The following is a 25,721-nucleotide window of genomic DNA, read 5'->3' as shown; positions in this document are numbered from 1 at the left end:
GCACCCTTTTTGCAACGCTGGTGATTGGCGAAACCGTCGATGACAGCGTCTTTCTCCCCGTCACTGTACGGGGAGAAATGCCCGGCAGGGCAATGAGGGGCAGCGCAGACCAAACAAAGTTCACTCGGCCAAGTATCCGAAATGCGGACTCTTACGGCCTAGGGTGACCAAGGCCGCGCTCACGCCAGCTTGGCCAAAAGCCTCATGAAAATCGCGGCCTCCTTGGCCGAAAGCGGCGCCAGCGTTTCCTCGGTGATCTCGCGGGCGATCGGGATCAGCCGCTCGACGGCATTGCGGCCTTCAGCGGTCAGATTGACCAGCAGGCGCCTTTTGTCGACCTCATGCTTGGAAAGCTCGACCAGGCCGCGCGCCTTGAGCCGGTCGATGACGCCTTTCACCGTCGCCGCGTCCATCGCGATCAGGCTGCCAAGCTGGTTCTGCGAGGTCTCGCCGACATCGTGCAATTTGGCCAGGGCGGCGAATTGCGGCGGTGTCAGGTCGGCAATGTGCGCGGCGAAGATCGAGACATGGCGCTGGTGCGCCTTGCGCAGGATGAAGCCGACCTGCTCCTGCAAGCGGTAATCGTTTTCGTCAGGCTCCTCCGCCTCGACCAGCTTGAGCTTGATGTCTTCGGCGCTCACCGCAGTCCGTCCCACGCCTTGATGTCTTTTGCCGCGAGGCCGCCCATGCGGTCGTGCACGCGCGGGCCGCAAGTCATGGCGAGGCAGAACAGGATCTCGTCGGGACGAGGCCCGTCGCTAATGCCGACCTCCATGGCATCGAAATGACTGCGCACATAGGCGGCGTTGATATGGCCGAGCGGCACGTCGAGCCGCGAGCCGAAGGCGCCGACCTTCTTTGCCGATGGCACGATCGCCTTGGCGTCGCCGAGCCGCTCGCGCATGGCATAGCCGCCAGGCACATGCCACAGGGCGCCATGCTCCAGCTCGCCGGCGATACCGACGATGGCGCCCTTGCCATAGCCGTCGATCTGTTTCACGTCGCCACCCAATGCGGCAATCAGCTTGTCGGAGAGCAGCAGCCCGAGCGGCTTCAGATCGCCCATGGCGCTCTGGAGGTCTTCCACGTAACGGCCGGCGAATGGGTTGTTCACCACCGCCATGGCGGCGGCGCGACGGCGCGGCACCTTCGCCACCGGCCCGCCCTCATGAAATATCTCCTCCGTCAGCACCGCAATCTTGCGGATCGCAAACTCAGGCATGGGCAATTTCCTTCCTTGATTTCTCGTTGGGCGCAACGAGCGCCATGTGACCGGCGATCCGTGCCTGACCGGCAAGGAACAGGGCTGAAGCGGCAATCAGGCCATGTCGCCGAAACTCTTCGGCGACGGCGATCCCACGGTCCAGCGCCGCGGCGATTTCGCCTGATGAAAGCGCGCCGACGGCTTGGGTGACCAATCGATCGCCAAGGTCGCTGTCGGGCGCCAGATCGCGCGCCGGCATGCGCTCGATGGCGCCATGACCGGGCAGGTCGACGGCGTTGGCGATCAGGGTCGCGGCGGCATCGGCTTCAGCACCGGTCCGCGCCAGCACGGTGACGGCGTCGGCGATGCCGAGCGAAAAGGAACGGCCGCGCCAGCCGCTTGTCGCGATGCCGCGGATCCCGTCTTCGGCACGGATCGTGATCCGGTCTGCCAGTCCATGGCCCGTCCCGGCAATGGCGACGGTCATGGACCGGCCGTTGCCGAGATGGATCGCGCTGTCGCCGCCATTGTTGACGTAGGCGCGATCGAGCCGGCGGCCGGCCAGCACCGCACCAAGCATTTCGTCGGCTACCGAACCGGCGACCGCGGCCATCGGCGTGATGAATTGTTTCGCCAGCGGAACAACCGCCGACTCCATGCGTCGCGCCGTCGGGCCAGCGAAAGCCCGTGGTCGCGACGAGGCCGGGCGGCGCAGTTCTGGCAATTCGTCGACGAGCTCCTGCAGGATTGTTTGAAACCGCGCCACCGCCTGGCCATAGGCGGCGCGGCATTCGTCCGCATCGCCAAATGCCTCGATGATCAGGTCGATCGGGCCATGATTGAGATGCAGCCGCCTGCCGTCCTCAAGCCAATGTGCCTGCGGCCCGTTCATCACTTGGCTCCGTTGCCCGCTGCACGCCGCAACTGCGCCAGCGGCGGCCACGGATTGCGGGCCGGCGCAGCCGTGCCGTGGCGCGGGTTGAGATACTCGCCGCCTTTGGCCAGAATGTCGTCAACGCTGCGGATCTCGGCTTCGTAGCCGCCGAGCCTGATATAATCGTCGCGGCGCAGGGTGAACTCGATCGGCGCCACCAGCGCCGGCGTCGGCACATAGCCGAAGGCGCCTTCCGGCACGCGGGTGACATCGACCATCAGCGTGATGCCGCCGCCCGGCCAGACATAGACCGGCGCGCCGCCGACCGTCACATAAGTCGTCAGGCCCTGCACCGAGCGGGTCAGATTGACCGGGTTCTCGGTGACGCCGGCGCGCAGCGAGCCGCCGGCACCGCCGACGAACAGCACGGTGCATAGCGCCGGCTCGCAATTCTCCTCGATCAGGCCGACGGATTTCTGCAGCCGCTCGGGGAATGGTTTCTGCACCGGCTTCAACGCGTCGTCGAGCTCGTAATAGGCGAACTGCTCGCCGGTGGTCGAGACCATCAGCAGCGACAGGCCGGGACGCGCGCCTTTCTTCGCGTTCCATTCGCCAAGGATCGACAGCGGGTCGGAAATACTGGTGCCGCCCCAGCCGAGACCGGGCTCTGACACCTTGAAATAGCGGCCCGGCGTCGAACGGCGGCCGACGATTTTTATCCCCGTGTCCTGCCAGCCGAGCACCTTGCCCGCCTGATGCTCGGAGACGACGCCGGTGATGTGGTCGTCGACCACCACCACCTCGTCGACTAGGCCGCGCCACTGGGTGGCGAACATGCCGATGGTGGCAGAGCCGCAGCCGACGCGCATCCGATGTTCGAGCTTGCCGTCGATGACCGGCGGCTTGCCGGCTTCGACGATGACCACAGAGCCGCCGTCGATGGTGAGTTCGACCGGCTTGCGATTGCATAGATTGAGCAGCGCATCGCAGGTGGCGCGGCCTTCGGCTTTCGAACCGCCGGTCAGATGATGCACGCCGCCCAGCGACAGCATCTGCGAACCATATTCGCCTGTCGTGACATGGCCGATCGCCTCGCCCGCCGAGCGGACCGTCGCCGTTTCGGGGCCGATATGACGGTCGGTATCGATCTTCACCTTGACGCCGCAGTAGGAGAAGATGCCCTCGGTGACGACGGTGACGAGATCGACGCCTTCGACCTCCTGGCTGACGATGAAAGGCGCCGGCTTGTAGTCGGGATAGGTGGTGCCGGCGCCGATCGCGGTGACGAAGCGGCGGCCGGTGTTGACCAGTTTGCCGTCCCATTCTTCGCCCTCGGCGACAAACGGCACGACCGCGCCGCCGGCCTCGGTCGCGTGGTCGAGGATGGTCAGCGGATCCATCCGCACGATCCTGCCGCCGACGTTGCCGTAGCGATCACAGGCGCCGGTGCGGCCATCTGATATGTAGCACATGACCGGGCAGGCATCGCAGCGGATTTTTTCCGCCACCTGCTTCTCGCCGGGATCATGCGTCTCGAAGCGTTCGGCAAGCTCGCTCATCGGCGTGCCTCCTTGTCGCGTATCGCGGCGCGGATGCGGCTCGGCGTCGCGGGAATTTTGGTGACCAGGACGCCGGTGGCATGGCGGATGGCATTGAGGATCGCCGGAGCCGTCGGGATCAGCACATGTTCGCCCAAGCCCTTGGCGCCAAAGGGTCCTTCCGGATCCGGAACTTCGATCAGGATGGTCTCGATCGGCGGCACGTCGCCGATCGTCGGGATCAGGTAATCGTGCAAATTCTCGGTGCGGCCGGGGATGTACTCCTCCATCAGCGCCATGCCGATGCCTTGCGCGATGCCGCCCTCGATCTGGCCTTCGGCGAGCAGCGGATTGATCGCCTTGCCGACATCATGCGCTGCGGTGATCTTGATCATCTCCACCGTGCCGAGCTTGAGGTCAACCTCCAGTTCGGCGATCTGCGCTCCGTAGCCATAAACGGCATAGGGCTTGCCCTGGCCCTTGGCGTCGAGCGGCAGGGTCGGCGGGTCATAGCTTTCCTCGGCGCGAAAGACCAAGCCGTCGGCATCGGCCTTCAGCGTGGACAAATCGATATGCCGTGTCGCTTCGCCCTCGCGGATGACCAGGCTTGTGCCATCGAGAGCGATCGCCGCTTTCTCCGACACATTGGCGAAGCGCAGCATAGTCTCGCGCAAGGCGCGGCCGGCCTTTTCGGCGGCCTTGCCGGTCACGAAGGTCTGGCGCGAAGCCGATGTCTTGCCGGCGTCCGGCGTGATCGCCGTGTCGGCGCCTTTCAGCCGGAATTTTTCCAGCGGCAGGCCGACCGCGTCGGCGCAGATCTGGGCAATGACCGTGTTCGAGCCTTGCCCGATGTCGACCGCACCCTGATGCAGGACGACATCGCCAGAGGCGGAGACGCCGATCTTGATGGTCGACGGATTGGGCAGCGAGGTGTTGCCGCAGCCATACCAGCAGGAGGCGACACCGACGCCGCGTTTCCTGCTGTCATTGGCACTATTGAACACATCCGCATCGACAAGTGCGCGCGTCCAATGCGGCCGCAGCGCTTCGAGGCAGTCGGTGATGCCGACGCCCGATTCCAGCCTCTGGCCGGTAACCGTTTCGGAGCCGTTTCGTAGACAGTTTTTCAAACGGAAATCGAGCCGGTCCAGCCCAAGCTTTTCGGCCAGCTCGTCATAGAGCGTTTCCTGCATGATCGTCGCCTGCGGCACGCCGAAACCGCGGAAGGCGCCGGAGATCGGGCCATTTGTGTGAATGGCGCGGCCCTCGGCCCGATAATTCGGCGTCGCATAGGGACCGGAGGCATGCACCGGCACGCGGTTGGCGACGGTCGGTCCCCAACTCGCATAGGCGCCGGTGTTGAAATCGCCTGCGAAGACCATGCCGGTGACGCGGCCATCGGCATCGGCGCCGATCGTCGCCTTCATTTCGGCGGGATGACGCTTGGTGGTCGAGACCATCGACTCATGACGGGTATAAGCGAGTGCCGCCGGCCGCCCGGTCTTCATCGCGACCAGGCCGATCAGCGGCTGCAACGAAACGTCAAGCTTGGAGCCGAAGCCGCCGCCGGTGGCGGTCGGCACGATACGCACCTTGTCGACAGCAAGGCCAAGCACCTTGGCCACGTCGTCGCGGTCCATGTAGGGCGCCTGCGTGCAGGCGACGACGACGAGCGTGCCGTCGTCCATATAGGCATAGCCGGCCTCAGGCTCGATGTAAGCGTGCTCGACATAGGACGTGTCGATGGCGCCCGAAACGATGAAGGCAGCGCCGGCAAGGGCGGCCTCCGGGTCACCGCGCTCGACAAAGCCTGATGTGAGCAGGTTTGCCGGTCGGTTCTCGTGGATCAGCTGCACGCCGCCGGCCTGCGCCTCGCAAGACTGCAGGACATGCGGCAACTCGGTCCAACGAACAGGAAAATCCGTAAGATCGAGATCGAGGATGGCCTCGCGCTCGCCGGCAACCAGCGCCACCGCCTCGCCACGAAAGCGCGAAAAATTTTCAGCCAGCGCCGGCTGGTCGGCAAAAGGCGCAATGACGCCGAAGCAGTTCTTTCCCGGAATGTCAGCGGCGGTGAAGACGCCGACGATGCCGGGATGGACTTTCACCCAGGCGTCGAGATCGCCGAAGGCGAAGCGGACGTGATAATGCGGCGAGCGAACCACCAGCACCGCCAGTGCATCGGCCGGAAAGGAATCGCCGCCGAATTTTTCGCCGCCGGTAACTTTCGGCAGGCCGTCGAGCCTGATCGGAGAGGAACCGACGGCGTGGCCTGAGATTGGCATTCTGCGGTCAAGGTCGAGATCCAGCCGCTGAAGTTGGTGCTGCCCCTCACCCTCACCCTCTCCCCGTGAAAGACGTGGAGAGGGGGACGCCGGCGCTGGAGCTTGTCCCTTCTCCCCGTCACTATACGGCGAGAAGGTGCCGGCAGGCGGATGAGGGGCAGCGCTGTCGGTCGAGAGTTCGCTCGCGAACCGTCCAGCATTCATCACCGCAGCGATGATCTTGCGGTAGCCGGTGCAGCGGCAGAGGACGCCGCCCAACGCATCCTGGGTTTCGGCCTCGGTTGGGTTGGGCGTCCTCTCCAGAAGTGCTGTCGCCGCGATTAGCAGGCCGGGGGTGCAGATGCCGCATTGCGCCGCGCCATGGTCGAGAAACGAGGCTTGCAGCGCCGACAATCTGCCGTTGGCGAGACCCTCGACCGTCGTCACCATGGTACCAGCCGCAGAAGCCGCTGACATGAGGCAGGCGCAGACGGGTTCGCCGTCGACGAGCACCGTGCAGGCGCCGCAGTCGCCGGCGTCGCAGCCGATCTTGGTGCCGGTCAGGCACAATTCGTCGCGCAGCACCGAAGAGAGACGCCGAACCGGCGGCACGCAGACAGAAACGGCGACGCCGTTGACCTCGAAGGCGATGTCGACGCGTTCCATGCTCATGCCAGGCTGAGCCATGCTCATGCCAGGCTGAGCTTTGGTCATGCTGGGCTGAGCTTTGCTCATGCGGCCACCGCCTTGTCGTTCGACGCGTGACCCGCGGTACCGAGAACGGCGCGGGCGACAATCTCGCGCGCGGCGTCCAGCCGGTATTCGGCGCTGCCGCGCACATCGCCGATCGGCGACAACTCGTCCATCGGTGCAGACTGGATCGCAGTGGAGAGGGCGTGGCTGACCGGGAGGCCGCGCAAGGCCGCTTCGACGCCCGAGAGACGCTTGGCGACAACCGAGCAGGAGCCGACGGCGACGGCAGCATTGCCGACGAGGCCATCCTCAATGGTCAGGCGGGCGGCGGCCATGGCGATGGAAATGACGAGATAGCGACGCGCGCCGAGTTTTACGAAAGCCGACGTGCCGGCGGCCGCGTTTTTCGGCACGCGGATGGCGGTCATCATCTCGCCCGGCTGCAGTTCCGTGCGGCGGTTTCCCAGGATGAATTTTTCCAGCGGCAGATGGCGGATCATCGCCACCGAGCGCAGTTCGACCTCGGCGTCGAGAACCAGCAGCGCCGGCACGCCGTCGGCGGCCGGGGAGGCATTGCAGAGATTGCCGGCGATGGAGGCGACGTTCTGGATCTGCACGGAGCCGACTTCCCGCGCCGCCTGCTTCAGCGCATCGAAAGCCGCCGGCAGCGGATGACGGACAAGATCAGTCCAGGTCGTGCGCGCGCCGATGACCCAATGGTCCTCGGTTTCGGCGATACCGCGCAGCATTGCGAGACCGTTGATGTCGAGGACATTTTCGCGGAAAGGCTTGGCTCCTTGCGTCGGATAGAAATCGGTGCCGCCGGCAAGGATGCGCCACGGAGCCTCGCCAAGCAAAGCGAGCGCCTCGTCTATGGTGGTGGGTTTCGCGTAACGGATCACGCTTTGCCTTCCCAGAAAAATGGGCCTCCTCGAGAGGGGCTTCCCGACGGAGCCTTTCCGGCGTCCGAACCGGTCAAATTCATTCGTATGCAAATGATATCAAGCCGGCAGGAATTGTCAAAGCCAGAGTTTTGCGCCAGCGCCGGCATCGGCGCGACGGCACGCATTTGTTACGCCGTTGGAGTTGACGCAGCCGGCCATCTGGTCAAGTTTCTGCATCCGTTGCGTCAGCGGCATTTTTCGGTGGGTTCGAACACCGGATTCCACGTTTCGGCAGACTTCATGCCTCCGGGACAAACAAGAGGGAGGCTCCATGGCCGACGAAGCGCTTGTTATCATCGACCTGCAGAACGATTTCTGCCCGGGCGGCGCGCTGGCGGTGGCCGGCGGCGACGAGATCGTGCCTCTGGTCAACGACCTGATCCGGCGGACCGAACATGTCGTGCTGACGCAGGACTGGCATCCCGCCGGCCATTCGAGCTTTGCCTCCAGTCATCCCGGCAAGCAGCCGTTCGAAACGATTGACATGCCTTACGGCCAGCAGACGCTGTGGCCCGACCACTGCATCCAGGGCAGCCTGGGTTCGGATTTCCATTCGGGCCTGGCCTGGACCAAGGCCGAACTGGTGATCCGTAAGGGCTTCCGCCCGGAGATCGACAGTTATTCGGCTTTCTTCGAGAATGACCACGCGACGCCGACAGGCCTTGCCGGCTATCTCCAGGAGCGCGGCATCGACACGCTGACCCTGGTCGGCCTGGCGACCGATTACTGCGTCGCCTTTTCTGCGCTCGACGCGGTCAAGCATGGCTTCCACACAACAGTGCGGCTCGACGCCTGCCGCGGCATCGATCTCAATGGCTCCGTCGAGACGATGTTGAACCGAATGCGCGATGCCGGCGTGACGCTGGCTTGAACATCACCAATCGCATTCGACACACTTCCAGAGGGGGCTTTATGCGGTTTGCGGCGGCTTTGACGGCGGGCGCCGGGGTGGCAGTCGCCACCCTGTTTCCAGGAATGGCGCTCGCAGCCGAGGCCCACGAGTTGCCGGGCCAAACAATGTCGCTGTGGTGGGCGCTGCCCTTCGCCGGCCTGCTTCTGTCGATCGCCACCGGGCCACTGCTCTTCCACCATGTCTGGGAGCATCACTACGGCAAGATCACCTTCTTCTGGGCGGCCCTTGCGGTCGTGCCACTGGCTGTTGCGTTCGGCATGCCTTCGGCCACGGAGGCGGTGCTGCATGCGCTGCTCACCGAATACATGTCGTTCATCATTCTTCTGTTTGCGCTGTTCACCATTTCGGGCGGCATCCTTGTCGCCGGCAACATCCATGGCACGCCGCTGGTGAATGCCGGACTGCTGCTGATCGGGGCGATGCTCGCCTCGGTCATCGGCACGACCGGCGCCTCGATGATCCTGATCCGGCCGATCCTGCGCGCCAACGACAACCGGCCGTTCAACGCCCATGTCGTCATCTTCTTCATTTTCCTGGTGTCCAACATCGGCGGCTCGCTAACGCCGCTCGGCGACCCGCCGCTGTTCGTCGGCTTCCTGCGCGGCATCGATTTCTTCTGGACCACCACCAACCTCTATCAGGAGACACTGTTCGTCGGCGGCCTGGTGCTCGCGGTCTTCCTGGCCATGGACATCATCCTGCATCACCGCGAGGCTGGTGCGCCGAAGATCAAGGATCCGACACCGGACACGAAGGTGCGCATCCGAGGCCTGCCCAACGTCCCGCTGCTGGCCGGGGTGATCGGCGCGATCCTGCTTTCCGCGACCTGGAAGCCAGGCGTGGCTTTCTCCGTCCAGGGCGTGAGCCTTGAATTGCAAAACCTCGTGCGCGACGCGATCATCCTGGCGCTTGCCTTCCTTTCGCTCGCCGTCTCGCGCAAGAGCCACAGGCAGGCGAACAACTTCCACTGGGAGCCGATCGCCGAGGTGGCGAAACTGTTCGCCGGCATCTTCATCTGCATCGTGCCGGTCATCGCCATTCTCAGGGCCGGCCCCGACGGCGCGCTGGCGCCGCTGGTCTCGCTAGTCAGCTCGCCAACGGGTGAGCCCAACGACCTCGCCTATTTCTGGATGACCGGCGCGCTGTCATCCTTCCTCGACAATGCGCCGACCTATCTGGTGTTCTTCGAGCTTGCCGGCGGCGATCCGCAGCATCTGATGACCACCTTCGCCTCGACGCTGGCGGCCATCTCGGCCGGCGCAGTGTTCATGGGCGCCAACACCTATATCGGCAATGCACCGAACTTCATGGTCTACGCCATTGCCAGGCATCGCGGCGTGAAAATGCCGGGCTTCTTCGGTTACATGGCGTGGTCGGGCGCGGTGCTGATCCCGACATTCCTGATCGCGGGTTTTCTGTTCCTTGGCTGATCAACCAACGCCGACATAGCGGCGGACTGCCGACGGATCGGCGCGGAGCTCCTCGACATCGACGGTTTCGCGGTTGCGGCCGTTCTCGATGAACGAGACCCAGTCGGCGACGGACAGCACGGCATCGACGCGCTGCTCGACCAGGATCGTCGAGACGCCAAGGTCGCGCAGCTTCGACACCGTCTCGCGGATTTTTGCGATCATCGACGGCATCAGCCCTTCGGTCGGCTCGTCGAGCAGAAGCACCTGCGGTTCGAGGCACAGAGCCCGCGCCATGGCCAGCATCTGCTGCTCGCCGCCCGACAGCGTGCCGGAGCGTTGTCTCAGCCGCTGGCGCAGCAGCGGGAAAAGGTCGAGCACGTTTTCGCGCGTCGTCTTGCCCTTGCCGCGCGCCATCAGGCCGATCTCGATGTTTTCCGCCACCGTCATCTCGGCGAACAGCCGCCGGCCCTGCGGCACATAGGCGACGCCGGCCTTCGGCACGTCATGCGCCGGCAGGCCGGTCAACTCCTTGCCGTCGAGCCTGATCGAGCCGGCGCGTGAGGGAACGAGGCCCATGATCGCCTTCAGCGTCGTCGTCTTGCCGGCGCCGTTGCGGCCGAACAGGCAAAGCACCTCGCCCTTGTTCAGCACGAGGTCGAGGCCGTAGAGCACCTGGACCTCGCCATAGAAGCAGTCGAGCCCGGAGATGGTCAGAGCTTCAGACCGTGGTTCAGTCATGGGGTCGTCCCCAGGTAGGCGTCCTGCACCTCGGCATTGGCGCGGACCTGCTCGGGCGTGCCTTCGGCCAGGATCTTGCCGGCGTTGAAGACGGTGATGCGGTCGGCAAGCTGCATGACCACCGGCATGTTGTGTTCGATCAGAAGCACGGTGGCGCTTTTGGCGATCTCGCGCACCAGCCCGATGAAATTGTCGATCTCGCTGTCGGCCAGCCCCTGCGTCGGCTCGTCGAGGATCAGCAGGCGCGGTTTTAGCGCCAACCCCATCGCCACTTCGAGCAGGCGCTGATGGCCATAGGACAATTGCCCGGCCGGCATGTGGGCGCGGTCGGCAAGGCCGGTGCGCTCAAGCGCCGCCATGACGCCGACATGCACGGCACCTTTCGAGCGGCCATCGGTCAGCGTGCGCTGCACCGGCAGCGCGACGTTGTCGTAGGCGGTGAGATTGGCAAAGACGCTGGTGATCTGGAAGGTGTAGGCGATGCCAAGGCGGACCCTGGCGTAGGCCGGCAGGTTGGTAATGTCGGCGCCGTCGAAGACGATCATGCCCGACGACGGCTGGATGCGGCCGCTGACCAGACTGACGAAGGTGGTCTTGCCGGCGCCATTGGGGCCGATGACGGCGCGAATCTCGCCCGGCATGAGGGCGAAGTCGACGCCGTCGACGGCGCGCAGGCCGCCGAAATTGCGGGACAGGCCCTTGGTCGTCAGCAGCGGCATCATGGCAGCCATCCGAGCCAGCGCTGGCGGATGGTGCCGAGGATGCCCTTGGGGAAGAACAGCACCAGCAGGATGAGGGCGATGCCGACGATCAGCAGATAGGCCGAGGTATAGCCGCTGGTGACGTCGACGACATAGTACATGAACAGCGTGCCGATCAACGGACCGAGCGTGGTGGCAGCACCACCGAGCAGCACCCAGAGCAGCGGCAGGATGGAATATTGCACCGAAGCAAAAGTCGAGCCGACATAACCGAACAGCAGCGCGTAGGCGGCGCCCGAAGCCGCGCAGATGGTGCCGGAGATGACGACCGCGGCAAGCTTGTTGGAAAACGTGTCGTAGCCGAGCATTTTGGTCCGCTCCTCGTTTTCGCGGATGGCGACCAGCACACGGCCATACCTGGAGCGGACGACGACGAGTGTCACCAGCAGCACGATCGAGAACAGGACGAGTGCGCTCATGTAGCGCACGGTCGGATTGGTGAGGCCGAGCGACGTGCTGCCCAAAACAAGCACACGCGCCGACTGTGGCACGACCAGGCCCTGATCGCCGCCGGTCCAGGAGGCGAGATAGAGGATTATGAGATAGAACACCTGCGCGAACATCATGGTGACGATCATGAAGGCAACGCCGGAAGTGCGCAGCGCCAGCAGACCGATCACCAGCGCAAGAAGCGCACCGCAGGCAAGCCCGGCGGCGAAGGCGGCCGGCACGCTCCAGCCGAGATGGATGACGGCAAGGCCGGCGCCATAGAGCCCGGCCGAAAAGAACATGGCGTGGCCGAGGCTGAGCAGCCCGACATAACCGAACAGCATGTTGTAGCCCATGGCGAAGACCGCCAGCACCATGATGCGGGCGAGCAAGCCGTGATGGTATTCCGGCAGGACGAAGCTTAGGGCGAACAGCAGGGCGATGACGCCCAGATGCAACGCATAGGCTTTTGCCGGTGAGGCCTCCTTCATCGCGATGCCGTCCCGAACAGACCTTGCGGCCGGAACACCAGCACCATGGCAACCAGCAGCGTGGCGATGATCTTGGCCAGCGTCGGCGAGAAGAACACCGAGATGATGCCGTCCGACAGGCCGATGAGCACGGCGGCGACGACAGTGCCGCGCAGCGAGCCGAGCCCACCGATTATGACGACGATGAAGGAAAGCAACAGCGGGTCCTGCCCCATCAGATAATGCGCCTGGCTGATCGGCACGATTAGCACTGCGGCCACCGCAGCCAGCATGGCGCCGAGCGCGAAGACACCGGCATAGACGCGGTCGACCGGAATGCCGAAGGCCTGCGCCGTCTCGCTGTCAAATTGCGTGGCGCGCATGACAAGGCCGATTTTCGTACGGGTCAGCACGAACCACGTCGCGACAAGCAGAAGCGCGGACGCGGCGATGATCGACAGCTTGTAGCCGGAGTAGCCGAACCACGGCAAAAGGATGCGGTAGCTAAAGGGCGCCTCAACCGGCCGTGCCTCCGGACCGTAGAAGGTCAGCGCCAGTTGCTGGATGATGTAGAGCATGCCGATGGTTGCGACGATGGTGGCTTCCGGATTGTAATTCAGCCGGCGCAACACCAGCCGTTCGGCGACCAGCGCGATCAGGCCGACGATCAACGGCGCCAGCACCAGCGCCGCCAGAAAACCGAGTGCCGGATGGCCCGATATCGCCGTGGAGATCGCCCAGGCAAGCACCGCACCCAGCATGAAGAGCTCGCCATGGGCGACATTGACGACACGCATGACGCCGAACACCAGCGACAGCCCAAGCGCCGTCAGCGCCAGCACCGCGGAGGTGACGAGGCCTTCGAGGGCAGCAAGGAGAAGATGAGGTCCGAAGTGCATCGGCTAAGCACCGGCGGATGCGCGAAGCATCCCCCTCTGGCCTGCCGGATTGTCCGGCAGGACAGAGGGGCGTCGCTCGAACCGCACTTTCTTCAAAACAGCCAAGCTCACAGCGGCTGGGTCGTGTAATCCCCTTCCGGCTCGTAGAGGCCGTCCTCGATCTTGGTCTTGTGGACGACGTTCAGCCGGCCGCCTTCGACCTTGGAGATGTTCTGGATGCCAAAACACTGGTGGATCTTGCCGTTGAAGGTCTTCGGCCCCTGCGGATGCTCGGGGCCTTCGGCGAACTCGGTCAAGGCCTCGGTCGCCTCGACCAGCTTGGCGCGGTCTTCCGGACCCTTGTAGCCGGCATCCTCCATCGCCTTCTTGACGACATAGAGCGTTTCCCAGCAGCCGAACATGTGGGCGGCGGTGGAGACGTCCTTCGGATCGCCGACGGCAGCACCGTTGTCGTCGATGCCGACGGCGGCGCGATAGGCCTTCTGCGCGGCGGAATCATCGGGCTGCGCGTAGCGCGGCGAGCCTTCCCAGAAATGGCTGCCGTCGAGGAATTCGAGGCCGGGGCTGTTGATGTCGGTGGCTTCGAGCGAATCGATGAAACCGAACAGCTGGGGCCGGTTGGAGCCGTAGAACTCGCCGAGTTCCTTGACGAAGGTGAGCACCGCCGGCCCGACCATGACGTGGTAGATCACCTCGGTTTCGGCTGGGATTTGCGGAAAGTATTTGGTGAAGGACGATTCCGTCGGCGGGATGGCGATCTGGGCGATGACCTCGGCGCCCTGCGCCTTCAGCGCCGGCGGCAGGTAGTCGCGATGGTCGTAGCCGAAGGCGAAATCGGGGAATATCTGCGTCACCTTCTTGCCGGCATTCGCCGCGATCCATGGCGCCATCGCCTGGATCTGGCTCTTCACGTCGGTGATGCCGGGCTGGAAGACGTAGCGGTTGAGCTTGGTCGAGGCGACGTGGTGGCCTTCGCTGACGACAAAATAGGGCATCTTGGCCTCGCCGGCGGCGGGCGCCGAGCCGATGACGACGTGCGAAAACAGCGTGCCGTAGACGATGTCGGTCTTGTGCTGGGTGGCGAATTTGCCGACCACTTCGGCGCCGCGGCCGGGATCGGTGCCGTCATCCTCGATGATCACCTCGACGGGCCGGCCGTTGATGCCGCCGGCTTCGTTGATCGCCTTGACCGCGGCGGCGGTAGTCCTCTCGTACCAGCGGCCATAGGCGGCGCCAATGCCGGTCCGGTGGCACTGGAAGCCGATCTTTATCGGCGCCGCGCTCTGCGCCTGGCTGTAGCGCACGAACCCGGGCGCGACGGCGAGACCGGCGCCCGCGGCCAACCCCTTGAGCGCCGTGCGGCGGGTGAGACCGGTCTTGGAGAGATCGAAAAACCCTTTCTTGTCAGTCACGGCAGTTCCCCTTGTTTTTTGAGTTTTGACCAATGGCTGTAGCGAGACGGGCCACTCTTGTAAGAGCGCCGAAATTGCATGTGTACAAACTAAATCACCAAAGCCCTGATGTGGCAAGCGGGCTTTCCCGAGGGCTCAATCGACGCGGTCGAAGTGGGCTTTTGTCTCATCCGGCAGCCGGCGTGGCAAGCAGCCACAGGCCGAAGACCGTATAGGCGATCATCAGCACGGTGAGCGGAGACTGGCTGAGCGCGGCGCGGGCGGGAACCGGATGCAATCGCCAGGCGAGGCCATGCGCGACGAGCACGGCGAGCATGTGGCCTGTGATGATGACGCCGGCCTGAAAATTCCACAGCCACCATGCCAAGCCGGCGCCGGCGGCCGCGCCGGCTTCGATCCGCATGTCGGCGGTGCCGAACAGGTTCCAGCCCAGCGCAAATGGGTCGGAAAGCGCAGCCATGGCGTATTGGCCGTCGACGAGCAGCGCCGTCAGATAGTGCGCAACATGATAGGCGAGCGCGATCGGCACGATCGACCAGACCAGCAGCCCTGCAGCCTGACCGAGGGAATGCGGGCTGCCGGCGAGACGCTGGCCAAGGACAATCGCAACGATGAATGCGGCTGCAAGCAGGACGAACATCAGCACGAGCCCCAAGGTGCCGATGCCGATCGTCGCCGTGCGGCCTGGAAATTCCAGCGGATTGAGCCCGAACAGGCCGAGCCAGAAGAAGGTTTTGGACAGACCGTCGAAGGAGACCGACGACAGCGCAAGCAGCAGGAAAGCAATGCCGCTGAGCGACAGCGGCGCGGCATCGCTGAGCTTGGCGCCCGGCCAGCACAGACTGAGTCGGCCACCTTCATTGCGCCCGCCTTCATTGCGCCCGCCTTCATTGCGCCCGCCTTCATTGCGCTTGCCTTCATTGCGCTCAAGGAGGGCGAATCGCGCCACCATGGCGAAGAAGACGGTCAGGAACTCGCCTCGCCGGCTCCAGTCGCGGTAGCCGAACACCAGCATGGCGGCAAAACTCAGCAGCCAATAGAGGCCGGCAGCCCAGGCGAGCCGCGCCGGGTCGTCGGGCGCCGGGTCGATCAGTTCGAACCAGGCGAAGGTGAAGAACAGCACGACGGCCGGCCAGCAGCCGAGCCACGGGGGCGGGCGCCATGTCTCGCGCGCGCCGAACAGGCCGGAAATGACCAGCCAAGGCCCGTACCAGGGGTTCAGCCACGACCAGAGATTGCCGAGCAGCCCCTGCAGCAAGACCAGCCCAACCCAGAGCAGCGTCCATATCGCTAGGGGCAGCGGGTTGGAGAGCGGATCGCGGCTGCCGAACAGGCCGGCCGCAACGAGAATCGCGAAGCCGGCAAAGGATATCAGGCTGACGGTTGCCCGTGCGCCGTCGCCGAATGCGAACAGCGGCAGACGCCGCCGCCAGAAGCGGGTAGGAAAGTCTGAGGGCAGCAGTGCCAGTACAAGGAAACTGGCGGCGACCGCTAGCGCACCGCCGGCGACGTAGTAGCCGGTGGGCAGAAGCAGGACGTGGCCGCGATCGGAGGCATGGGCGAAGGCGGGGGTGGGTGGGATTGCAAGTGCGAGAACCAGAAGTAAACAAGGAAGCAAGTGAGCTACCTGGTTTTGGCAGTGCTCTACGGCGCCCCCCTCTGTCCTGCCGGACATCTCCCCCACTCGGGGGGAGATCGGCAGTCCCGCCGCCGCCTCTCCCTCTGCAGCTTTGGTGATTGGCGAAAACCGCAATGACGGCGCAATCTCCCCCCAAGTGGGGGAGATGTCCGGCAGGACAGAGGGGGGCGCGACGGAACTCATGCTATCCCAAGAGTTCCCTCACCCTCACACCTTGACCAGCTGCTCCACGCGGTCTTTCTCGCCAAATAAACGCAGATACCGCTCGATCTCTTTCTCGTCACCGGTGGCCTTGGCGGGATTGTCGGAGAGCTTGACCGCCGGGCGGCCATTGGCTTCGGTGACCTTGCAGACCAGTGAGATGGCGTCGAGCCGGTTGGTGTTGGTCGGCGCGCAGCCTTCGAAATCATTGGTCAGGTTGGTGCCCCAGCCGAACGACATGCGCACCTTGCCGTGGAAATGGCGGTAAGTTTCCTCGATGGTCTCGACCTCGAGCCCGTCGGAGAAGATGAGCAGCTTCTGCCTGGGGTCCTTGCCCTTTTCGCGCCACCAGGAAAGGATCTTTTCGCCGCCTTCGATCGGTGGCGCGCTGTCGGGGCGAAAACCGGTCCAGTCGGCGATCCACTCCGGCGCATCACGCAGGAACGCCGCGGTGCCAAAGGTGTCCGGCAGCACGATCAGCAAATTGCCGCCATAATAGCGCTGCCAGTCCTGCAGCACCTTGTAGGGCGACTGTTTCAATTCCTTTTCCGAATTGGCGAGCGCGGCGAACACCATCGGCAGTTCATGCGCGTTGGTGCCGAGCGCTTCGAGGTCGTTGTCCATGGCGAGCAGCACGTTTGAGGTGCCTGTGAAAGCCTCGCCGATACCTTCCTTGAGCGCTTCGACGCACCAGCGCTGCCACAGGAAAGAATGGCGGCGGCGCGTGCCGAAATCCGAAATGCGGATATCGGGCAGCGCTTTCAACCGCTCGGTCTTGGCCCACATCTTGGCCTTGGCGCGTGCATAGAGCACGTCGAGCGCGAAGGGCCCGAACGCCCGCATGGCCGCGCGAGATCGAAGTTCATTGATAATTGCCAGCGCCGGAATCTCCCACAGCGTCGTGTACATCCACGGGCCGCTGAAGCTCAATTCGTACTGGCCATCGCGCTTGGAAAGCTCGTATTCCGGCAGCTGGAAATTTTCGAGCCAGGCGAGGAATTCCGGTTCGAAAATCTGCTTGCGGCCATAGAAGGTGTTGCCGCCGAGCCAGATCATCTCTTTCTTCGAGAAGCGCAAGGTGCGGGCATGGTTGAGCTGATCACGCAGTTCCACCTCGTCGATCTCCTCGGCAAGGCGAACCGAGGTGGTGCGGTTGATCAGTGAGAAGGTGGCATCGACCTCGGGATACATGCCCCAGATCATCTGCAGCATCAGCAGCTTGTAGAAATCGGTGTCAAGCAGGCTGCGGACGATCGGATCGAGCTTCCAGGTGTGGTTGTAGACGCGCCGCGCTATATCGGTCTTAGTCATGTCTCGATGCCGCCTTCACTGCTGGCTCCCTGCGGAATGCCTCTTAGCATTGAATTTTTGAATGCGCCTCCCGCTTTGCGGGCTGGCCCGACAAAAAGAAAACCTGCGGCAAGCGCGCGGCTCCGGCAATTGCAGCCTCAGGACGCGGTCTTGGCGCCGATCACTCGCAGCGCCGGGCGCTTCCTGCGGATGCCGATGCGGCCCGCCACCGGCGCATCGGCGCGGCTGTCGGCCTGTTCCTTCTCGGCAAACAGCCAGTCGATGAACAGCTGCACGATCGGCGCCGACCTCATCTCGTTGCGGCAGACGACGTAGAAATCGTCGACCGCCGGCACCGACAGGCTGAACGGCGCGACAAGCAGTCCCCTGGCGAGCAGTCCGCTTGCGGTCACCGTATCGCCAAGCGCCACGCCATGGCCATGAACCGCCGCCTCGGTCGCCATGCGCGCATCGCCGAGATGATGGCGGCGGCCGCGCTCCAGATCCAGCGCATCGGCGGCGGCCAGCCAGGTGTGCCACTCACGGCCGTCGTCGCCATGCAGGAAGACATGATCGGCGAGATCGCGCACGGTGCGGATCGGACGATTGTTGATCAGCGTCGGGCTGACCACCGGGAACAGTTCGAGGCCCGACCATTTGCGCATCCAGCAATCGGTCCAGCTGCCGTCGCCATAGTGCACGCAGACGTCGATATGCGGTGCGCGGATGTCCTTGGCGTCATTGGACGGAATCAGCGTCAGCCTGATGTCGGGATATTGCGAGGTGAAGCTGCCGAGCCGCGGGATCATCCACAACAGCAGCAGCGCCGGCACGCAGGACACCGAGAGGGCGCCGGTGCTCGCCGGCCTCGTCATGCGCTGCGTGGCGGCGGCGATGCCGTCGAAGGCGGTCGACACCGCCGGCAGCAATTCGGCGCCGTGCGGCGTCAGCTTCACCCGCTGACCGGCGCGCTCGAACAGCTTGACGCCAAGCGACTGTTCGAGCGCCTTGATCTGGTGGCTGATGGCGCCATGGGTGACGTTGAGCTCAGCCGCAGCCTTGGTCAGCGAGGCGTGGCGCGCCGTCGCCTCGAAGGCCCGCAAAGGATTCAGGGGAGGCAGACGCTTGGCCATCGGGGCCTCAAGGGAGCACGATCCCGAAAAGTGGGGACCCGGTTTTCGGATAAGATCGTGCTCAACATTAATGTGAGATTTTCTCACAGCAAAGACCCTAACAATATCAATTGATTTTTCAATGCAGCTGCAAGACACTTTGGGTCGAACAGCATCAAGACGTGAAATCCGCAGGCAGCCGGCAGGATGGCGACCGTCATTGATGGCCGCTCCGCACCAGCCATGGAGGATCGACATGGGTTATGATCGCGGCAAGCTCGAAGCGTTGCGCCGCAAATATGGCGAGAGCCATGGCGGTGAGATGTTCGACCCGAAATTCCGGCGCGTCGCCGACAAGATCTTCTCCAAGAGCGGCACGCGGCTGGCGCCCTATTCCGGCATCCCGACCTTCCTCGCCGCGCCCTACCGGGAAATTGCTGCCGACAATCCTGATTTCGGCGACCTGCAGGTGGCGATGATCGGCGTGCCGATGGACCTCGGCGTCACCAACCGGCCGGGTGCCCGCTTCGGGCCAAGGGCGCTGCGCGCCATCGAGCGCATCGGCCCCTACAACCATGTACTGGAATGCGCACCGACGCATGAGCTGAAGGTGGCCGACATCGGCGACGTGCCGTTCCAGAGCCGCTACCGGCTGGAGACCAGCCATGACGACATCGAGCGCCGCACCAACCAGATCGTCGATGCCGGCGTCATCCCGCTTTCCGTTGGCGGCGATCATTCGATCAGCCATCCGATCCTGAAGGCTGTCGGCAAAAAAGCGCCGGTCGGCATGATCCATATCGACGCCCACTGCGACACCAGCGGATTGTTCGACATGACCAAATTCCACCATGGCGGGCCGTTCCGCAACGCGGTGCTGGACGGCGTGCTCGACCCGTCGCGCACCATCCAGATCGGCATTCGCGGCTCGGCCGAGTATCTATGGGAGTTCACCTACGAATCCGGCATGACTGTGGTCCATGCCGAAGAGGTGACCGGCCTCGGCATCCCTGCCATCGTCGCGAAGGCGCGCCAGATCGTCGGCGATGGCCCGACCTATGTCTCCTTCGACATCGACAGCATCGACCCGGCCTTCGCGCCGGGCACCGGCACGCCGGAAGTCGGCGGGCTGACGACGCGGGAAGTGCTTGAACTCCTGCGCGGCCTCAAAGGGCTCAACATCGTCGGCGGCGACGTCGTCGAGGTGGCGCCGCAATACGACGCAACCACCAACACGGCCCATGCCGGCGCGCAGGTGCTGTTCGAGATCCTCAGCCTGATGGTGTTCAGCCCGGCGATCTCAGGCAAGGGAGCCTGACGCATCAGACCATGAAGTTCCAAGGCGACCGCCGCGCTGGAGCCGGCGGCCGCATTCAAACAAAACAAGCTTCCAGCAGGGGAACGACAATGACACTTCACATGAAGCTCAAATCATCCATCGCAGCCGTGCTGATGCTCGCCGGCCTTGGTCTTGCCACCCAGGCCGCCAATGCCGACGCGCTCGACGACATCACCAAGGCCGGCACCATCAATGTCGGCATTTTCTCCGACTTTCCGCCCTTCTCCTCGGCCAGTGCCGACATGAGCATCAAGGGCTATGACATCGACGTGGCGCAGTTCATCGCCGACCAGCTCAAGGTCAAACTCAATTTGGTCAGCGTGACCGGCCAGAACCGCATTCCGTATCTTACCGACAAGCGCGTCGATATCCTGATGAGCGTCGGCTATTCCAAGGAGCGTGAGCAGGTGATCGATTTCGCCGCCGCCTACGCACCCTATTATATCGCCGTCATCGGCCCGGCCGCGCTCAAGGTCGAAGGCAAGGATGACCTCGCCGACAAGTCGATCGCCGTCAACCGCGGCACGCTGGAGGACACGTCGCTGACCGAGGCAGCACCCGCCTCGGCCGACATCCGCCGCTTCGACAACTATAATTCCGTCATCCAGGCCTTCATCTCGGGTCAGACGCAGCTGATGGTCGTCGGCAACGATGTCGGCGCCCAGGTGCTCGCCCGCCAGGAGGCACTGAAGCCGGAACAGAAGTTCCAGCTTCTCACCTCGCCCTCACATATCGGCCTCAACAAGAACGAGGACCGCCTGAAGCAGGCGGTCAACGACGCGGTCGCCAAGATGCTGGCCGACGGCAAGCTGGACGAAAGCTCGAAAGCCTGGCTCAAAACACCGCTCAATCCCGACAACCTCAAGGATTGATCTCCGGGGTAAGGACCTATCATGGGCTACAGCCTCGACTTCGGCTGGCTTGCCGATGCGACAGGTGCGATCGCGCGCGGGGCGGCCATGACGATCCTTTTGATCGCCGTGACCACGCTCGCGGGAACGTTCCTCAGCATCCTCGGCGCAGCAGGGCGGCGAAACGGCCCCTTGCTGCTCAAGCGGGCAATCGGCGTCTATGTCGAAATTATCAGGAACACGCCGTTCCTTGTGCAGCTGTTCTTCATCTTCTTCGGGTTGCCCAGCATCGGCGTGAGGCTCGATCCGCTGCTGGCCGCCATGCTGGCAATGACGCTCAACATGGCGGCCTACACGATCGAGATCGTCGGCGCCGGGCTCGACGCCGTGCCGCGCGGGCAGACGGAAGCAGCCCTTGCGCTTGGGCTCAGGCTGCGTCAGGTCTTCGTCAAGATCGTGCTGCCGCAAGCGCTCAAGGTGATCTATCCGGCGCTGACCAGCCAGATCATCATCATGATGCTGGAGTCCGCCGTCGTGTCGCAGATCGCGGTGCGCGAACTGACCTACGAGGCCGACATGCTGCAGGCACGGACCTTCCGCGCTTTCGAGACCTATTTCGTGGTGACGATGGTCTATCTCGTTCTTTCCGTGGGGCTGCGCCGGCTGCTGGTCAACGGTGGGCGCCGCGCGCTGGGGGCCGGCGTGTCATGATCGAATTCACCTTCTGGGATATCGTCCGCAACCTTCTGCTCGCCGCGCGCTGGACGGTGCTTCTGTCGCTGGCGGCCTTCGTCGGCGGCGGTGTGGTCGGCATGGTCGTGCTGTTCTTCAGGATCGCCAAGAATAAATGGGCACGGCGCCTTGCGTCGGGGTACATCGCGCTTTTCCAGGGAACGCCGCTTCTCATGCAGCTCTTCCTGATGTTCTTTGGCCTGCCGATGCTGGGCTTGCGCATAGAACCTTGGACCGCCGCAGCACTTGGCCTGACCTTCTTCGCCAGTGCCTATCTCGCCGAAATCTGGCGCGGCGGCGTCGATGCGCTGCCGCGCGGCCAGTGGGACGCCGGCGCCAGTCTCGGCCTTCACTATCTGCAGGAACTGAGGCTGATCATCCTGCCGCAGGCGTTTTCGATTACCCGCGCCCCGACTGTCGGTTTCCTGGTGCAGCTGATCAAGTCGACCGCGCTGACCTCGATCATCGGTTTCGAGGAACTGGTCAGGACATCCAACGCGATCAACAACGCGACCTTCGAGCCGTTCACCGTCTATGGGCTGGTCGCCCTGATCTTCTTCGTCATGTGCTTCCCGCTGACGCAATATGCACGCTCGCTTGAACGACGAGCGACTGCAAAGTGATGTCCTCGACACAGTGATTTTGACAGGTCGGCGACCGGCAGCGAACGTCGATAATTCCCGTCAGCGGCAAATCGCAAACCTTGGAGATTGGCCGAAGCACCCCTCCACTTCGTCATCCCAGGGCGAAGCAAGGAGCGAAGCGACGCTGCGTAGACCCTGGGATCCATTCCGTTACCTCAGAGCGTCACGACGGTGCAGGACCTTTGACGCCGGCCGGACAGCGCCCCCCTCTGTCCTGCCCTCTTTACCAAAAACTTGGCATCTCCCCCACAAGGGGGAGATCAGCAGCTTTGGCGCACCGCTCGCTCCTGCGACAGTGGCGGTTCGCGAAGGCGGTGGTGACGGCCGATCTCCCCCCAAGTGGGGGAGATGTCCGGCAGGACAAGGGGGGCGCGAAGGATCACTACAGATCAGCATTTATCCTGGGCCGCTGCCCATTTATCCTGGGCCGCTGCATTCTTCGGCTGATGTCACGGAATGGATCCCAGGGTCTGCGCCGCGTCGCTTCGCTCCTTGCTCCGCCCTGGGATGACGAAGGCATGGTGGCCTGTGGCTAATCACCAGCGTCAGAGATGGTGCCTGCAGGCCGGCCCGCAGGTAACGATAACCGTGTTTCCGGCTGCCTCTCCGGAGCTATCTCCTTGTTGGAAGAAGAGTTCTGTGTACTCTCACAATGCTTTATCAAGGGCTTGGGGATGAGAATTGCAATGTTCGTCGCGTTGGCCGCGACAGCGGCTGGATGCGCGACCTCTCCGGTCGACTATGGAGCGTCGCTTTCGAAGCAAGACCGGAAATGGGCGTCGCCGGAATGCCAGCAAGCCCGCATGGAGGCTTCGGACTACGACGCTCGCGAAAAAAGCAGCCGGGCTGGGGAACCGGCGTCTTTCTTGGCCCGTACGGATTGGGGCTCGCAGCAGCCATCAAGGAGCACCAGCAGAAGCAACGAAAATTGTTCGCACGCGCGGTGCACTTGCGGTGCTCAAGCCTTCCACTGCCAAAGGAGTTACAAAGCGACTTAAGCCCACAGGCCGCGAGTGCAAATCAGACGAAATATCCATAGACGTCACGACCCGCCCTCCTCGTGACGAAGCCGCTTTCATCAATGCCCAAAGGAGAGCGGCGGCGCGATACGATCCCGCCGCAGCCAGCGCGCCAGAAGCAGCGCCGCCACCACCGCCAGCCCCAACGACAGGCCGATCCAGATGCCGACGCCGTCGAGCCCGGAATAGAAGGCGAGCAGCACGCCGAGCGGCAGGCCGATGCCCCAATAGCCGATCGCGGCATAGATCATCGGCATCTTGGTGTCGTGCAGGCCGCGCAGCATGCCGGCCGCCACGGCCTGTGCGCCGTCGAAAATCTGGAACAGCGCGGCAAAGGCCAGGAACGACACCGCAAGCCCGATCACTGTGGCATTGGCCGGGTCACCAAGATCGATGAAGGCGCTGATCAGCAGCTGAGGCCACAGGATCATCACCAGCCCCATCAGCGCCATGAACGAGACGCCGATGACAAAAGCGGTCCAGCCGGCGCGGGAAACACCTTCCGAATTGCCGGCGCCATGGGCGAGCCCGACGCGCACCGTAGCCGCCTGGTTGAGGCCGAGCGGTACCATGAAGCTGATCGAAGCGATCTGGATGGCGATGGCATGCGCGGCGAGCGAGGCCGCGTCGATCAGGCCCATGAGAAGGGCTGCCGCGTTGAAGATCGTCACCTCGAAAGCGAGGAGGCCGGCGATCGGCAGACCGAGCCGCAGCAAGCCCTTGAAGCGCGGCCAGTCGGCCCGCCAGAAGCGCCCGAACAGCTGGTAGCGGCGAAACTTCGGCTCAAGCGTCACCACAGCCGCCATGCCGGCGAACATCAGCGTGCTGGACAGCGTAGTGGCGAGGCCCGAGCCGGCGATGCCCATCGAAGGGGCGCCGAGATTGCCGAACATGAACACCCAGTTAAAGAAAACATTGCAGGCGACGGCAACGAAGACGATGACCAGCGCCCAACCCGGCCGCTCCAGCGCCGAGATGAACGAGCGCAGGACGATATAGCCGTAGAAGGGCAGCACCGCCCATTCGAGCCAGCGCAGGTAGATGCCGGCCTGATGTGCCAGCGCCGGTTCCTGACCCATGGCCAGCAACACGGCCTCGCCGTACCAGAGAAATATCCAGATCGGGATTGAGATGAGGATCGCCAGCCACAGGCCCTGCCGCACGGTGCGGCGCAGATCGCGCACCGAGTGGCGGCGGCGGCCGAGTTCCGTAGCGATCATCGGCGAGGTCGCCAGCATCAGGCCGAGCCCGAAGATCAGCGGCATGAAATAGAGGTTCGCGCCGAGCGCGCCGCTGGCCAGCGTGTCCGGACCCAGCCGCCCCATCATCATGACGTCGGTCGCGGTCATCGCGGTCTGGCCGAGATTGGTGAGCACCATCGGCCAGGCGAGCGCCAGCGTCGCCTTGATTTCCTGACGCCAAAGGTTTTCCGGCGCGCGGGCACCGGCTTCGATCGCAGACATTTTTTTCGCCTATCCGATTGCGGCGCGTCGGCAAACACCGGAAGCCGCGTCTCAGCGCGGAAATGGCCTGATCGGCCCGGATTCCGCATTGACCGCACGGCTTGTCTACGAAATGGGCAGCTATGGCAAGGGGCTGGCTCAAGGGAAGCGTTGAGCCAGCAAGGCGTACGGTCCCATCCCGCCTGTTTGGCCTGCCTGTTAGGCCCGCCTGTTTGGAGAGAGCACAGAAGCCGCTATGGTTGCGTCATTGGCCGATCTGAAGAGCGGGCATCATATCGAATTCCATCGAAAGGCATGCAGATGAGCGCGTTTCCCGAAATCTACCTGGTCCGGCATGGCGAGACGGAGTGGAGCGCGTCGGGAAAGCACACCGGCCTGACCGACATACCGTTGACGCCAGCCGGCGAGGAGGCCGCCGGGCGGGTCGCTGAGCGGTTGCAGGGCCTTTCGTTCCAGGCTGTCTGGTCGAGCCCGTCTCAGCGCGCCTTCAAGACTTGTACACTGGCCGGCTTCGGTTCGGCCGGCGTGAAGAAGGCCGACCTGGCGGAATGGGATTACGGCGCTTACGAGGGACTGACCACGAAGCAGATCCTCATCGAACGCCCCGGCTGGCGTCTGTTTCGCGACGGCTGCCCTGATGGCGAGGCGGCAGAGGACGTCGGCGCAAGGGCGGATCGGATCGTCAACGAGCTGCGTGACGTCAACGGCAATGTCCTGGTGTTTTCAAGCTCGCATTTCCTGCGAGTACTGGCCGCGCGCTGGCTCGGCCTGCCGCCGCAAGATGGCGCGCTCTTCGTGCTGGATACCGCCAGCACAAGCGTGCTCGGCTATGAGCACAGCCTTGGCGAGCCAATTATCCGGCGATGGAACCAGAGATAGC

General features: G+C 63.9%; 22 protein-coding genes and 1 pseudogene. 8 read left to right on the top strand and 15 right to left on the bottom strand.

Going from position 1 to position 25,721, the window contains the following annotated elements:
- Window positions 1-179: 179 nt before the first annotated feature.
- Genes BQ8482_RS02600 through BQ8482_RS02575 form a run of 6 tightly spaced genes read right to left on the bottom strand, consistent with a single transcriptional unit; the run spans window position 180 to window position 7,475 of the window.
- On the bottom strand, window positions 180-641 hold the full coding sequence (locus BQ8482_RS02600) for a MarR family winged helix-turn-helix transcriptional regulator (RefSeq protein WP_095491183.1): 462 nt from the start codon (window positions 639-641) through the stop codon (window positions 180-182).
- A complete protein-coding gene (locus BQ8482_RS02595; protein WP_123146149.1) occupies window positions 638-1,222 on the bottom strand; it encodes an amino acid synthesis family protein in 585 nt (194 codons plus the stop codon). The genes BQ8482_RS02600 and BQ8482_RS02595 overlap by 4 nt, the downstream gene beginning before the upstream one ends.
- Window positions 1,215-2,096 carry a UPF0280 family protein gene (locus BQ8482_RS02590; protein WP_123146148.1) on the bottom strand — a complete coding sequence of 294 codons (882 nt, stop codon included), beginning with the start codon at window positions 2,094-2,096 and terminating at the stop codon, window positions 1,215-1,217. Before BQ8482_RS02590 ends, BQ8482_RS02595 begins: the two co-directional genes overlap by 8 nt.
- The gene (locus tag BQ8482_RS02585) at window positions 2,096-3,637 is read right to left on the bottom strand and encodes a 6-hydroxynicotinate reductase (RefSeq protein WP_123146147.1); all 1,542 of its coding nucleotides are present in this window, start codon (window positions 3,635-3,637) and stop codon (window positions 2,096-2,098) included. The genes BQ8482_RS02590 and BQ8482_RS02585 overlap by 1 nt, the downstream gene beginning before the upstream one ends.
- A complete protein-coding gene (locus tag BQ8482_RS02580; protein ID WP_123146146.1) occupies window positions 3,634-6,573 on the bottom strand; it encodes a molybdopterin-dependent oxidoreductase in 2,940 nt (979 codons plus the stop codon). The genes BQ8482_RS02585 and BQ8482_RS02580 overlap by 4 nt, the downstream gene beginning before the upstream one ends.
- 38 nt (window positions 6,574-6,611) lie before the next feature.
- Window positions 6,612-7,475 carry an FAD binding domain-containing protein gene (locus BQ8482_RS02575; RefSeq protein WP_123146145.1) on the bottom strand — a complete coding sequence of 288 codons (864 nt, stop codon included), beginning with the start codon at window positions 7,473-7,475 and terminating at the stop codon, window positions 6,612-6,614.
- Window positions 7,476-7,788: 313 nt separating this feature from the next.
- On the opposite strand from BQ8482_RS02575, the gene pncA reads away from it, so the two are divergent.
- Both pncA and BQ8482_RS02565 read left to right on the top strand, forming a co-directional pair.
- Complete coding sequence (gene pncA, locus BQ8482_RS02570) at window positions 7,789-8,388, top strand: bifunctional nicotinamidase/pyrazinamidase (protein ID WP_123146144.1); 600 nt, start codon at window positions 7,789-7,791, stop codon at window positions 8,386-8,388.
- 41 nt (window positions 8,389-8,429) lie between these two features.
- Entirely contained in the window at window positions 8,430-9,860 is a 1,431-nt protein-coding gene (locus BQ8482_RS02565) for a sodium:proton antiporter (protein WP_123146143.1), read from the top strand.
- Here BQ8482_RS02565 and BQ8482_RS02560 read toward each other — a convergent pair whose 3' ends face one another.
- From BQ8482_RS02560 to gcvA, 8 genes are all read right to left on the bottom strand, one after another.
- Entirely contained in the window at window positions 9,861-10,580 is a 720-nt protein-coding gene (locus tag BQ8482_RS02560; protein ID WP_123146142.1) for an ABC transporter ATP-binding protein, read from the bottom strand.
- Window positions 10,577-11,302: an ABC transporter ATP-binding protein gene (locus tag BQ8482_RS02555; RefSeq protein WP_123147324.1), complete on the bottom strand. Its 726-nt coding sequence runs from the start codon at window positions 11,300-11,302 to the stop codon at window positions 10,577-10,579. The genes BQ8482_RS02560 and BQ8482_RS02555 overlap by 4 nt, the downstream gene beginning before the upstream one ends.
- Window positions 11,299-12,261, bottom strand: coding sequence for a branched-chain amino acid ABC transporter permease (locus tag BQ8482_RS02550; RefSeq protein ID WP_123146141.1), 963 nt, complete (start codon window positions 12,259-12,261; stop codon window positions 11,299-11,301). The genes BQ8482_RS02555 and BQ8482_RS02550 overlap by 4 nt, the downstream gene beginning before the upstream one ends.
- A complete protein-coding gene (locus BQ8482_RS02545) occupies window positions 12,258-13,139 on the bottom strand; it encodes a branched-chain amino acid ABC transporter permease (protein ID WP_123146140.1) in 882 nt (293 codons plus the stop codon). The genes BQ8482_RS02550 and BQ8482_RS02545 overlap by 4 nt, the downstream gene beginning before the upstream one ends.
- Window positions 13,140-13,246: 107 nt before the next feature.
- Window positions 13,247-14,551 (bottom strand): ABC transporter substrate-binding protein, encoded by a 1,305-nt coding sequence (locus BQ8482_RS02540; protein ID WP_123146139.1) that lies wholly within the window; start codon window positions 14,549-14,551, stop codon window positions 13,247-13,249.
- A 166-nt stretch (window positions 14,552-14,717) separates the two neighbouring features.
- Window positions 14,718-16,226 carry a hypothetical protein gene (locus tag BQ8482_RS02535; RefSeq protein WP_123146138.1) on the bottom strand — a complete coding sequence of 503 codons (1,509 nt, stop codon included), beginning with the start codon at window positions 16,224-16,226 and terminating at the stop codon, window positions 14,718-14,720.
- Between the two features lie 171 nt (window positions 16,227-16,397).
- A complete protein-coding gene (gene pncB, locus BQ8482_RS02525; RefSeq protein WP_123146137.1) occupies window positions 16,398-17,702 on the bottom strand; it encodes a nicotinate phosphoribosyltransferase in 1,305 nt (434 codons plus the stop codon).
- A 137-nt stretch (window positions 17,703-17,839) separates the two neighbouring features.
- Window positions 17,840-18,814, bottom strand: coding sequence for a transcriptional regulator GcvA (gcvA, locus tag BQ8482_RS02520; RefSeq protein WP_123146136.1), 975 nt, complete (start codon window positions 18,812-18,814; stop codon window positions 17,840-17,842).
- 235 nt (window positions 18,815-19,049) lie between these two features.
- On the opposite strand from gcvA, the gene speB reads away from it, so the two are divergent.
- The 5 genes and pseudogenes from speB (at window position 19,050) to BQ8482_RS38955 (ending at window position 23,398) form a co-directional block, all read left to right on the top strand.
- Window positions 19,050-20,111: an agmatinase gene (gene speB / locus BQ8482_RS02515; RefSeq protein WP_123147323.1), complete on the top strand. Its 1,062-nt coding sequence runs from the start codon at window positions 19,050-19,052 to the stop codon at window positions 20,109-20,111.
- A gap of 89 nt (window positions 20,112-20,200) precedes the next feature.
- A complete protein-coding gene (locus BQ8482_RS02510) occupies window positions 20,201-21,004 on the top strand; it encodes a transporter substrate-binding domain-containing protein (protein ID WP_123147322.1) in 804 nt (267 codons plus the stop codon).
- Between the two features lie 21 nt (window positions 21,005-21,025).
- The gene (locus BQ8482_RS02505) at window positions 21,026-21,694 is read left to right on the top strand and encodes an amino acid ABC transporter permease (protein ID WP_123146135.1); all 669 of its coding nucleotides are present in this window, start codon (window positions 21,026-21,028) and stop codon (window positions 21,692-21,694) included.
- On the top strand, window positions 21,691-22,338 hold the full coding sequence (locus BQ8482_RS02500; RefSeq protein ID WP_123146134.1) for an amino acid ABC transporter permease: 648 nt from the start codon (window positions 21,691-21,693) through the stop codon (window positions 22,336-22,338). Before BQ8482_RS02505 ends, BQ8482_RS02500 begins: the two co-directional genes overlap by 4 nt.
- A gap of 695 nt (window positions 22,339-23,033) precedes the next feature.
- Window positions 23,034-23,398 (top strand): annotated as a pseudogene (locus BQ8482_RS38955) (hypothetical protein).
- A gap of 39 nt (window positions 23,399-23,437) precedes the next feature.
- On the opposite strand, the gene BQ8482_RS02490 reads toward BQ8482_RS38955, so the two are convergent.
- Complete coding sequence (locus tag BQ8482_RS02490) at window positions 23,438-24,841, bottom strand: MATE family efflux transporter (protein ID WP_123146133.1); 1,404 nt, start codon at window positions 24,839-24,841, stop codon at window positions 23,438-23,440.
- Between the two features lie 300 nt (window positions 24,842-25,141).
- Here BQ8482_RS02490 and BQ8482_RS02485 point away from each other — a divergent pair, with 300 nt between their 5' ends.
- A complete protein-coding gene (locus tag BQ8482_RS02485; RefSeq protein ID WP_123147321.1) occupies window positions 25,142-25,720 on the top strand; it encodes a histidine phosphatase family protein in 579 nt (192 codons plus the stop codon).
- Window position 25,721: the final 1 nt, after the last annotated feature.

The sequence above is a fragment of the Mesorhizobium delmotii genome, from assembly GCF_900149755.1.
Taxonomy (GTDB): domain Bacteria; phylum Pseudomonadota; class Alphaproteobacteria; order Rhizobiales; family Rhizobiaceae; genus Mesorhizobium; species Mesorhizobium delmotii.
Note: the sequence above shows the minus strand (reverse complement) of the source record. Positions and strands in the feature narration are given on the sequence as shown.